This is a genomic window from Streptomyces phaeoluteigriseus (assembly GCF_001896135.2).
GTDB lineage: Bacteria > Actinomycetota > Actinomycetes > Streptomycetales > Streptomycetaceae > Streptomyces > Streptomyces phaeoluteigriseus.
The window spans coordinates 1-11,880 of sequence record NZ_MPOH02000003.1 but is presented as its reverse complement, the minus strand read 5'-3'; the positions used below and the strand labels follow the sequence as shown (position 1 = coordinate 11,880).

The following is an 11,880-nucleotide window of genomic DNA, read 5'->3' as shown; positions in this document are numbered from 1 at the left end:
CGGTGAGAGTGCTGAAAAGAGGGCCTTGCTCGGGAGACTCGCAGGTGAAGAAGTCTGCTCCCCGCCCGCGCAGGGATGGCCCCGGATCACCGGGCCGGTTCACTTCAGAGCGCAGAGCCCTGCTTTTCGCATGCGATGGTGCGCCGGCCACGCCTACGATCGCCGCACGGACTGCTCCCCGCACTGGCACGGGGAAGGGCCCAACGCCACCAGCCTGGTCATGACGGCCAGGTGCTGCTCCCCGTTGCCCGCATCATCCCCACTGGCGTCCGCTAGTTGGGATGTTCGGGATGGTATGACGGAGTGGTTGAAAGTGCTGAGAAGCGAGCCCCACTCGGGAGTGCAGGTGATGCAGTCTGCTCCCCGCGCCCGCGGGGATGGTCCCCACGCGGGCCCGATCCAGTCGACGCAGGCCGCCTGCTCCCCACACACGCGGGATGGTGCCGTCGTCCAGGCCCACGCGGGGTAGGTTCGCCCCTGTTCCCCGCACGCGCGGGGATGGTCCCGCCTGGTGGTTCGTGTTGGCCACGCAGTCCTCCTGCTCCCCGCACAAGCGGGGATGGTCCCCGCGACGTGGTCAAGGTGCTGGGGATCTTCGACTGCTCCCCGCGCCTGCGGGGATGATCCCCCATCAGGGCCTCCAGCACACGAGTGCGTTGTCTGCTCCCCGCGACTGCGGGGATGGTCCCGACCTCGCCGTCCGCCCCGCGGCCCTCCGTCACTGCTCCCCGCGCCTGCGGGGATAGTCCCCGCATCGTCAAGGCCAAGCTCGCCGACCTCCACTGCTCCCCGCGCCTGCGGGGATGGTCCCATGCGGTCGGTTACGGCCTGTTGATACGCACGCTGCTCCCCGCGCCTGCGGGGCGCGCGGCAGGTGGTCACGGCGGTCATCGTAGGGGCGCCATGGGTCCGGTTTCGGCCGGTTGCCTCGGTCTCGGCATCAACGGCTTCGCCACATGGGCAGGATGCGCCCATGGCCTTTACTTGGAAGATCCCGCCGTGGCAACGCAACGAGGACTGTACGCACATGGCGGTCTTGGTCACCGATGTTGGCAACGGTCAGATCGGCTTCACCACGGAGAGCGTGCGCGGTGACGACGCGAACGAAGCGCTCGCGGATCTGCTCATGGGGCCGGGCGGCGCCGGCGGTGCGGCGGTACTGCTGCCCGGTCTGGTTGCGGTGGTGGTTCGCCGAGGGATCGACGTGATGTGGATGGCGCAGCCACCGATTCAGGTGTCGCCGACAGGGAACGGCGAGGTGGAAATCGCTGTCGCCGGGGCCACAGAGGAGGATCAGGTGACCGCCTTCTCCACAGCGGACGCTCGGGCTTTCCTCGACCAGCTCCGAGCTGAGTACGGACCCAAGTAGCCGCGTTCGTGAACCGACAGCTCCCTGCGCCCGCAGGGATGGTCCCCAGACGGTCTTCGGCCTCCTGGTCGCGCAGCCCTGCCCTCCGCGCCAGCGGGGATGGTCCCCATGCCAAGTTCAGCCGTGTCGCCGACACCTTCTGCTCCCCGCGCTCGCGGGGATGGTCCCCCCACAGGAGTGGCGCGAACTGCTGCGCACGTCTGCTCCCCGCGGGGACGTCCACCGTGCTGGTGGCAAAATCTGCTCCCCGTGCCCGCGAGGATGGCCCCATCTACCGCCGGTTCCGCACCGGCGAGGTCCGCTGCTCCCCGCGCCTGCGGAGATGGCCCCGGAGTCGACGAACGAACCAAGGACGACTACGGCTGCTCCCCGTGCCCGTGGGGATGGTCCCAGCGACGCCCGGCGTGCACAGCGCGTGGCCGACTGCTCCCCGCGCCCGCGGGGATGGTCCCGAGACCCCCGACGAGTATTCCGACGGCCAGGTCTGCTCCCCGCGCCCGCGGGGATGGTTCCCCCCGGAAGGAACGAACGTGACCACCGATAACTGCTCCCCGCGCATGCAGGGATGGTCCCGCCAACAACCCCGAGTGTCGGCGTACTCGCTGATGGGCTCAGGCGCGTACGGATGAACGTGCTCAGGAAGGACAGCGTGTCGCAAGCGGGGCAATGGGGGGGCTGCAGTTGACGCTTTGGCTGTGCGGTCGCTGGCCGGATGACGCATCAGGAGGTTGAGGCGCATGCTTGTTCTGGGCCGCTCGCAGGTCGAAGCCCTGCTCGATGTGGACTCGCTGATCGATGCCCTGGCCCCGGCGATGGCAGACCTCAGTGCCGGCCGCGCCTCGGTGCCCGACCGCGTCGCCGCCCTGGTGCCCGAACGCGATGGATTCCTGGCGGCCATGCCGGGCTTCCTGCCGTCGGCCGGGGTGCTCATGACGAAGCTGGTGTCACTCTTCCCGCACAACGACGGGGCACGGCTGCCTACACATCAGGCGCTGATCGTGGCGTTCGATCCGGACACCGGCGAGCCCGCTGCGCTGCTGGACGGTACGGCCATCACCGCAGCGCGGACCGGCGCCTGCTCCGCGTTGTCGGCGCGACTGCTGGCCCGCGAGGACGCGACCGTGCTGGCAGTGCTGGGCACCGGGGTGCAGGCCCGGTCCCACGCCCGCGCGATCTGCCGGGTCCGCCCGATCCGGCAGATCCGCGTCGCCGGCCGGGACCCGGCGAAAGCCGCTGCCCTGGCCGAGGAACTCTCCGCCGTACTGGAGGGCGACGTCCGGGCCGTGTCCAGCTACGCCGAGGCACTCGACGGCGCGGACATCGCCGCCGCGACGACGCACACCGTCGAACCCGTGATCCGCCGTTCCTGGCTGACACCCGGGGTGCACATCACGTCCGTGGGCTACAACTCGGCCGGCCGCGAGATCGACGACGCCACGGTCACCGAGGCACTGGTCTGCGTCGAATCACGCCAGGCCGTGCTTGCCCCGCTCCCCGCGGGCAGCAACGACCTGCTCATGCCGATCCGCGACGGCCTCATCACAGCCGATCACGTGCACGCCGAACTGGGCGAACTCATCGCTGGCAGCAGACCGGGACGCACCGCGCCGGACCAGATCACCCTCTACAAGTCGGTCGGCGTGGCAGCGCAGGACGCCGCAGCCACCGCCCTGGTCCTCGCCTCGGCCCGCGAGCAGTCAATCGGCGAGGAGATCACACTGCGGTAATGCGACTCCCAGCACACGATCACGGCGGCAGGATCGGCAACGCGGTCCATCGGTTGAGCACATTCACCCGTACGCGGTTGAGTACATTCGCGTGTAGGCCGACACCGAGCCGCCGTTGCCCCTGCTCCCCGCGCCCGCGGGGATGGTCCCTTCAAGGCGGTGTACGGCGGCGGCACCATCACCTACTCCCCGCACGCGCGGGGATGGCCCCGGCGCCACTGGCGGGGTGATGCGGCCAGGTGCTGATCCCCGTTGCCCGCATCACCCCACCGGCACCTGCCAGTTGGGACGTTTTGAGCGATATTCCGGAATCGGTGAAAGTGCCGAGAAGTGGGCCTCGCTCCGGAGAGACTCGCAGGTGGCGCAATCTGCTCCCCGCGCACGCGGGGATGGCCCCGGAGCGGCCGGACCCGCGAGCGCGTCCAGGGTCTGCTCCCCGCACGCGCGGGGGGGGGTGGTCCCTCTCGTCCGTGACCAGCTCACTCATATGGGATACGTCTGGGCCCGAGGGTCGGCACACGCTCCCTGGACCGGCACAGCCGTTTCCGACACGGGCGGGTGGCGCAATGGGCCTCTTGCCGGTCCCTGGCTGGTGGCTGACTATGCGTTACAGGCGCTCAATTGAGCCGTGACGGAGTGGGGGGACTGTGTCGACCGGAACGGGCGGGAATTACTGGGCGGACAAGGCGTTGCCCAGCGTGTTCAAGCATGAGTTGCTGAAACGTTACTTGCCGCAGTTCGGCGGCATGACGGGAAGTCAGTCGCACGACAAACGAGTGGTCTATCTGGACGGCTATGCCGGCGAGGGCCGCTACGAGAACGGTGAGCCGGCGTCGGCAGAGATCGCGCTGCGGGTTGCCTCCCACTTCCGCGCCCGGCACGGCGTCACCGTGGAGTGCTTCTTCACCGAGGCGCAGCAGAAGTCGTTCGAGCGGTTGCAGCAGGTGGTCGAGCACTACCGGGCGGGAGGGGTGCTCGCGCACGCCCACCGCAGCGAGGTCGACGGGGTTCTGGACAGTGTGATCCAGCGAGCTGTGCGCGAGCCGCTGTTCCTGTTCCTGGACCCGTGCGGGCTGGCTCTGCCCGTGGAACGGCTCGTGGACGTGCTGGCCCGGCAGCGTCCGCAGAAGAAGCCGGCGACCGAGCTGCTGATGAACTTCAGCATGATGGCCGTGTGGCGCCTGGGCGGGCACGTGCGGTCCCCGAAGGGCAACGAGAAGTCGCTGCAGCGTTTCGACGAGGTGTGCGGCGGCACGTGGTGGCGCGAGTACTTCGCCGACGCGTCGGCTGCCTCCGCCCGGGATGGTGCAGCAGAGGACGCCATCGAGGCGGTGGCAGCCGAGTACTCCCGCCGCCTGGCCCGGCGTACCGGCATGTTCGTGCAGTCGGTACCGGTCTCGCACGCACCGCACAAACGCGCCGTCTACCGGCTGGTCTTCGCCACCCACAGTCAGTACGGCCTGTGGGTGTTCGGCGACACCGTCGCACGAGCGCGCAACGAATGGTGGGAATCACACGAACTGCGCGAGGAGGAGGAGAAGGAGGGGCAGTTGTCGTTCTTCTCTTCGCGCCCGGACCCCGAAGAGGTCGAGAACCGAGCGGTACTGGAGATCGCGGACCACCTGGAGAAACTGCTGCTGCGCACGCGCCGCCCGACCAAACTGGTCGACCACACCCTGGAAGTCTTCGGGAATTTCTACGGTCAGGTGACCGAGCCGGTGGTCCGCAAGGCAGTACGGCTCCTCTGCGACCAGGGCAAGACCCCCAGCAACGGAGTGGGAGTGCGGAAAATCCGCGAGATCACCCTCCATCCCAGGGGACTCGCGGCGTGATGTGCCGGACAGGCTACTGCCCGGCACATCACCAGTTGCAGCCGGTCAGACTGCCGCGGGCAGCGGCATCTGATCCCAGGTGCGGCCCTCCAGCTCGCGGCCGCCGGCCTTCGGCGAGCGGCCGCCCCACTGCTTGAAGAAAAACGCCACGCCTGCCTCCTGGCAGGTATCCCGGATCTGCGTCACCCACGCTTCGTCCAGCGGCCGATGTCCAGGCCCGGACTCGCCTCCGGCGATGACCCAGTCGATGCTCTCCAATTCCAGCCCGTCCAAGGGCCCCAGCAGCGGCTCGCACGACAGAAACTTCACCGCCGCAGGCACCTGCCGCAGGTCGTCGACGCGCGGCAGTTCCTTTGCGCTCTCCACCGAAACACCCATCCACAGGTTCTCTGGCCACTCCAGCCGGTCGGCGACCTGTCGAAGCCGCCGGGCCCGCTTGGTGAGCACCTGGTAGGTGTGCTGCGGCGTATCAGCGATCACGTCGAAGACGCGGCGCACATAGTCGAGCGGCACCCGCGCGTGGAACAGGTCGCTCATCGAATTGACGAACACGGTGCGCGGGCTCTTCCACCCGTACGGCACGGTCAGGGCGTCCGGGTGCACCGTCAGCCCGAACCCAGGACCGGAGGTCCGCGGGTCACCGTCGGCCTGGTATTTCGGCGATCCCATCGCTTTCAGCCGCTTCGCCAGCGTCAACGCATAGCAGTTGTCACATCCCTCGGAGACACGGTCGCACCCCGTGGTCGGGTTCCATGTCGCCTCGGTCCACTCGATCGCACTGCGGTCACTCACCGGCCGGCCCTCCATCCCCTCGAACCGAGCCCTGTCTCCGACGGCACAGCGGCGTTCCGCTGTGAATTCAACGACCCGCCACACCACCGGATACCGGCATCCAACCATCCGACGGCCACACCGTACTCACTACCCTCAACATCGAACACGTGTTCCCTTGCTTGTGTCAGTGGGCATGATGTAAACAGGCCAACCTCGTGCACTGATATGGCCGTTGCCCGCCGCGACCACAGCCTGAGGACTTCACCTTGAGACCCACCGTGGGATCATCCCCTCACACGCAGGGATGGTCCCCAGACGATTTTCGAACTCTAGGTCGCTCAGACCTGCTCCCCGTACCGACGGGAATGGTCCCTCCCAGTTGTCGGAGTCAGGGCCGCTGTACGACTGCTCCCCGCACGCGCGGGGATGATCCCGCACCCGGCGGGACGGGCCGTCATCACTCTCTGCTCCCCGCGGGATGGCGCCTTCGACCACGTGGTTGTTGCCGTGGTGAAGCGCAGATCCCCGCGTCAGCGGGAATGGCCCTTCAGCCTTCATTCGGGTGGCATAGCGACCAACTTCCCGCACTCGCTGGGAAGGTCCTGGGTCACCGGCTGGGCGATGGCGGCCAGGTGCTGCTCCCCGTTGCAACATCATCCCCACCGGCGCCGGCTAGTTGGTGCGTTTTGAGTGGTATGCCGGAGTCGGTGAAAGTGCTGAGAAACGAGCCCCGCCTGGGAGAAACTTGCAGGTGACGCAGTCTGCTCCCCGCGCCCGCGGGGATGGTCCCCGCTCCTACTATGCCCGCTGGGTGGAGTACGGCTGCTCCCCGCGCCCGCGGGGATGGTCCCTCCTCATCCACCCGGTACGTCCAGCCCGTTGGCTGCTCCCCGCACCAGCGGGGATGGTCCCCACGACGGCTACATCGACTTCTCGAATCCGAACTGCCCCCGCGCCCGCGGGGATGGTCCCAACGACCTTCCGGTGGTCGTCACCACCCAGTCCTGCTCCCTGCGCCTGCGGGGATGGTCCCTGGGCAGTGGACGAGGAGGAGACGGACCGCTCCTGCTCCCCGTGCCCGCGGGGATGGTCCCCAGGCTCTGCAACTCGCGGCCTGTCGGCGACGGCACTGGGTGATGGCGGCCAGGTGCTGCTCCCCGGTCCCGCACGATTCCCACCGGCGCCCGCTAATTGGGCATTTTGAGTGGTATGCCGGAGTCGTTGAAAGTGCTGAGAAAAGGGCCTCGCTCGGGAGGAACTCGCAGGTGATGCAGTCTGCTCCCCGCGCATGCGGGGATGGCCCCTACGCGGCCTGCCCGCACGGCTACCTCCTCGACTGCTCCCCGCGCCCGCGGGGATGGTCCTGCCCTGGCCGGCACCGTTCCGTCGTCCTGAAACTTGCTCCCCGCACGCGCGGGGATGGTCCCGAGGCGAACACCGACGGGAACGCGCGCTTCTACTGCTCCCCGGACGCGCGGGGATGGTTCCCTTCGAGGCGGTGTACGGCGGCGGCACCATCACCTACTCCCCGCCCGCGCGGGGATGGCCCTGCGGCCCGCCTCGGCGCCGGCCGAAGCCGCATCTGCTCCCGCGCCCGCGGGGTTGGTCCCGGCAGCCGCGGCGCATCCCACACCGCAGCCCTCTGCTCCCCGCGCCCGCGGGGATGGTCCCCCGCAAGAGAACCCCCCGCCGCCAGTCCCTCCTGCTCCCGCATGCGCGGGGATGGTCCCGGACCTCGGTGGCGCCAGTTCCGGTCGTCGCCGGCGCGGGCTCGTGCGCTGTGGGGCCGCCCGGCAGCATCGCCACCATCGACGCCTGCCAGTTAGGGCCTTTGGGTGGTATGCCGGAGTCGGTGAAAGTGCTGAGAAAAGGGCCTCGCTTGGGAGAAACTTGCAGGTGACGCAGTCTGCTCCCCGCACGCGCGGGGATGGTCCCCTCACACAGGCCGTGATCTTCGGCGCCGGTCTCTGCTCCCCGCTCGCGCGGGGATGGCCCAGGCGCGGCGCAGGGACCGCGTGCCTTTGCGCTGCTCCCCGCGCCCGCGGGGATGGTCCTGTGGCCCGGAACTGGGTCAGGCTCAGCTCTGTATGCTCCCCGCACGCGCGGGGATGGTCCCAAGGGCGGCGTCGTCCCCGGCACCGGCAGCTCCTGCTTCTCGTGCCCGCGGGGATGGTCCCCCGCGGGCACGAGCACCACCCACCCGGTCTCTGCTCCCCGTGCCCGCAGGGATGGTCCCGACCATTGGGACCCGGGCGCCATCAGCAAGGCCTGCTCCCCGCACGCGCGGGAATGGTCCCGGCTGTATCGGCTCGATGCGTGTCACAGCATGCTGCTCCCTGCGCCCGCGGATGGTCTCATCGGGCACAACGCGGGGACTTCGCCTGTTCTCGCACCCGTTCCGGTCGGCGGCGCCGGCGCGGGTGCGGCCACTGCGGAGCCGCCCAGCAGCATCGTCACCATCGACGCCTGCCAGTTAGGGCGTTTTGAGTGGTATGCCGGAGTTGGTGAAAGTGCTGAAAAGCGGGCCCCGCTCGGGAGAAACTCCCAGGTGAGGAAGTCTGCTCCCTGCACGCGCGGGGATGGCCCCAGCGCCGTTGGCTGCACACCGCCGCCGCGCACCTGCTCCCCGCGCCCGCGGGGATGGCCCCTTGATCTGGCTGGCGCCCTTGCGGTTGAACCTCTGCTCCCCGCACGCGCGGGGATGGTCCCGGCAGGGCCCGCAGCCACCTCACCCCCGAGGCCTGCTTGCTCCCCGCCCGCGCGGGGATGGTCCCCGCTCCCTCTCAACTCCGCACCGTTCAAACTCCGTTCCCGGCGCCCGCGAGGATGATCCCGCTTCACTGTGGACCGACGCCGACGTGTACGTCTGCTCCCCGCGCGACCGGGGATGATCCACGGCGCATGGCGTCTTGCGTGGCCTGCCGGCGCCGCTCCCTGCGCCCGCGGGGATGGGCCCTTCAAGGCGGTGTACGGCGGCGGCACCATCACCTACTCCCCGTACGCGCGGGGATGGTCCCGACTCCCGCACCGGGCTTGAGTTCCGCGTCGACTGCTCCCCGCACGCGCGGGGATGGTCCCCTTTTCGTCTCGACCATGCGGACGCTGGTCCCCTGCTCCCCGCATGCGCGGGGATGGCCCCGAAGATGTTGAAGGCGCCGGCCAGAACCCCCGCTGCTCCCCGCGCCTGCGGGGGTGGTTCCGGACCCGAACGGCTCAACGGTCCGGGCCCTCCTCGCTGGCGCGGGCCCGCTCATCAACGCCCCCGGATTCACGGTGACACCCCGTCACCGCGGACCGGGCAATGTGAGGCCGGCCGACAGCATCGCTGCCACCGAGGCCTGCTTTAGGACTTTTGTAGTGGTATGCCGGAGTCGGTGAAAGTGCTGAGGAACGGGACTCGCCTGGGAGAAACTTGCAGGTGACGCAGTCTGCTCCCCGCGCCCGCGGGGATGGTCCCGCCTGGTAGGCGGTACGGAGTTTGGTTGCGGCCTGCTCCCCGCGCCCGCGGGGATGGTCCCTGGAGATCACGAAACTGGAATCCGCCGGACGCCTGCTCCCCCGCACGCGCGGGGATGGTCCCGCGAATTCCAGCGGCGGCCGCCCTCGTTCCATCTGCTCCCCACACGCGCGGGGATGGCCCCGCCAACCGGGTACGAGTGAACCTGCTCAGCGAGCCGTTTCCACCGGTCACCTCCACCACACCCGCTTTGGGAGCAGGCCGCCCGCTGTCGGTGGTGTCAGGACACAGGCTCGCCCTGGCGGGATCTGGGAGGTAGGGCCTGGTGGTGGCGTTGCAGGGTGTAGAGGTCCCAGCTGTCGGGGTCGCCGATGTAGACGAACAGCTTGGGGTGCTCGGAAGTTCCGAGCACCTCCCAGGTGTCCATGCGGCAGTCGTCGACGGAGATAATCACCTCCTGTGACCAGGGTCCTGCACCGGGGTCGTACTCCCAGGTCCCGGTGCCGGTGCACTCGTGCATCACGGTTTCGAAGGAGTCGTCGAGCTCGAACGTCTCGACGCGGGTCGCCGTGGCCGTACCGTCCGGCATGAGGGTGAGCGTGCCGCCCTTTCCGTCGGACCATGTCCCGGCGGCCGCTTCGACTCCCAGCTGCGGAGGTTCGTATCCGATTCCGGCGTACAGGCTGATCACGGCGAGCGAGCCGACGGCGGTGACAGCGAGTGTTCCGTACATCGCCACCCGCCCGAGCATTGCGCTCCCGGACAGTCGCGGGCGGTCCGGGAGCAGCAGTCGGCGGGCGACCAGCGCCGTGGCGGTGAGCGCGGCTGTCGCAGTGAGCCATCCGCCGAGGCCTTCCAGGGCATTGGCCTTCACGAACACTGCTGTGGCCAGGGCCAATGGGGCACTTCCGGTGGCCGCCAGCGCCGGAACCCACCACCACGTCTCGCGCCCGCAGAACCGGCGGCCGCACCAACCAGCGGTGACCAGAAGCGGCATCACCACGCAGATTGAGAGCAGGGCGGCGAGAACGGCTCCGGCCGCCACGAGGAACGGCGCCATCAGGATCAGGAGAATGATCCCCAACGGGTTGTAGGCAAGGCCCGCGCTCTCCTGGGACTGCCCCCACACGAAGAGCGCTATTGCCCCGATCACCGTCTCGACGGACAGTACCGACATCGAAGCCGTCAGCACCGCGCCGAACCGGTCCCGCACGCCCGCCGATGGCTGTACCGGCTCCTGCATTTTTGAACGCATTCAAAATCCCCTCCCGGCCCGTATCCTCCTCCATGCGGGACGAGCCCCGTAACGGGGCCCCCGACGGGGTGCTGTCTTGCGCGAGAGCTCGGCCCGGGGCGGTCAGACCCCACCGGGAGGGGGCGGCGTCGGACCGCTCCCGGGTGGCACAGGGACTGCTGCCACGAGTGACAAGACCAGCGACAGAGTCCGTCCCTCCTTACTTGACCGAGCACTTCCACGAGTACGCCGACAACTGCCCCCCGCACACGCGGGGATGGTCCCTCTCGGCCGGACCCGCGAGCGCGTCCAGGGTCTGCTGCTCCCCGCACGCGCGGGGACCTCGCCTGTCTCGCGCCCGTTCCGGTCGTCGCGTCGCCGTCGTGAGCGCTGTGGGGCCGCCCGGCAGCATCGCCTCCACGAAGCCTGCCGTTTAGGGCGTTTTGAGTGAGATGCCGGAGTCAGTGAAAGTGCTGAGAAAAGGGCCTCGCTCGGGAGAAGCTCGCAGGTGATGCAGTCTGCTCCCCGCGCCCGCGGGGATGGCCCCTCGGCGGGGAACAAGGCGATGAACCTGACGATCTGCTCCCCGCGCACGCGGGGATGGCCCCCGCGGCGTGAACAGGGCTGCCAGGGAGGCCAGATGCTCCCTGCACGCGCGGGGATGGTCCCGAACCCCGGTCGCGCCCGTTCCGGTCGTCGCCGGCGCGGCTCGGGCGCTGTGGGGCCGCCCGGCAGCATCGCCACCATCGACGCCCGCCAGTTAGGGCGTTTTGAGTGGTATGCCGGAGTCGGTGAAAGTGCTGAAAAATGGGTCCTGCTCGGGAGAAACTCGCAGGTGAGGAAGTCTGCTCCCCGCGCCCGCGGGGATGGTCCCGCTCGCGGAGCAGGCCAAACTCAAGGGCATCCCTGCTCCCCGCACGCGCGGGGATGGTCCCCGCCACCTGTCGCCGGTCCGCCGTCCCCAGGTTCTGCTCCCCGCGCCCGCGGGGATGGTCCCGAGATCGAGCGAAGCGTGCTGGACACGGCTGTCTGCTCCCCGCATGCGCGGGGATGGTCCGGCAACTCGGGCAGGCCGACCGCTTGCGCCAGGCCGCCGCCCCCTGCTCCCCGCACGCGCGGAGAGGGCAGGCCCACTCGTCGGCGCCCCGGTCCGGGGTGACACTCCGTCACCGACGGGCGATGTGGGGCCGCCCGGCAGCATCGCCACCATCGACGCCTGCCGGTTGGGGTGTTTTGAGTGGTATGCCGGAGTCGGTGAAAGTGCTGAGAAACGGGCCTCGCCTGGGAGAAACTTGCAGGTGACGCAGTCTGCTCCCCGCGCCCGCGGGGATGGTCCCAAGGCGTACCTGAGCGCGTACGTCGTCGTGGACTGCTCCCCGCACGCGTCGGGAGGGTCCCGGCCTTCGCGAATCCCTCGTCGGACGGGTCGACTGCTCCCCGCACCCGCGGGGGTGGTCTACATTCGTTCGCATTCGTTGCTGACTGGC

General features: G+C 69.3%; 5 protein-coding genes. 3 read left to right on the top strand and 2 right to left on the bottom strand.

Translation table 11 applies throughout. From position 1 onward, the window contains the following. Positions 1–973 precede the first annotated feature (973 nt). The 3 genes from BM536_RS01875 to tcmP all read left to right on the top strand — a co-directional run bounded on the left by BM536_RS01875 (position 974) and on the right by tcmP (position 4,928). A complete protein-coding gene (locus tag BM536_RS01875) occupies positions 974–1,369 on the top strand; it encodes a hypothetical protein (RefSeq protein ID WP_073491820.1) in 396 nt (131 codons plus the stop codon). 737 nt (positions 1,370–2,106) lie between these two features. Beyond that, positions 2,107–3,096 (top strand): ornithine cyclodeaminase family protein, encoded by a 990-nt coding sequence (locus BM536_RS01870; protein ID WP_073491819.1) that lies wholly within the window; start codon positions 2,107–2,109, stop codon positions 3,094–3,096. Between the two features lie 647 nt (positions 3,097–3,743). Beyond that, a complete protein-coding gene (gene tcmP, locus BM536_RS01865; protein WP_143650750.1) occupies positions 3,744–4,928 on the top strand; it encodes a three-Cys-motif partner protein TcmP in 1,185 nt (394 codons plus the stop codon). A gap of 45 nt (positions 4,929–4,973) precedes the next feature. Here tcmP and BM536_RS01860 read toward each other — a convergent pair whose 3' ends face one another. After that, entirely contained in the window at positions 4,974–5,720 is a 747-nt protein-coding gene (locus BM536_RS01860; protein ID WP_073500073.1) for a DUF5131 family protein, read from the bottom strand. Between the two features lie 3,719 nt (positions 5,721–9,439). Beyond that, positions 9,440–10,402, bottom strand: a complete 963-nt coding sequence (locus tag BM536_RS01850) for a hypothetical protein (protein WP_073500136.1) — start codon at positions 10,400–10,402, stop codon at positions 9,440–9,442. Positions 10,403–11,880: the final 1,478 nt, after the last annotated feature.